The following is a 222-nucleotide window of genomic DNA, read 5'->3' as shown; positions in this document are numbered from 1 at the left end:
GATGAGTGGTGTGGGGCGCATCCGGGGCGGTTCATCCCGATGGCGATCCCGGCGATCTGGGATCCGGGGTTGTGTGCCGCGGAGGTGCGGCGGGTGGCCGACAAGGGGGTGCATTCATTGACGTTCACCGAGAATCCGTCGACGCTGGGGTATCCGTCGTTTCATGATCTGGAGTACTGGCGGCCGTTGTGGCAGGCGTTGGTGGATACCGAGACGGTGATG

The 222-nt window shown here is 64.0% G+C and carries 1 pseudogene; it reads left to right on the top strand.

The features are described 5' to 3' along the window. Positions 1-222 (top strand): annotated as a pseudogene (locus tag AC3A6P_RS36225) (amidohydrolase family protein); the annotation flags it as partial.

The sequence above is a fragment of the Mycobacterium sp. Soil_C_30 genome, from assembly GCF_057656995.1.
The sequence above is the reverse complement of the archived record's forward strand: the minus strand, read 5'-3'. Positions and strand labels throughout refer to the sequence as shown.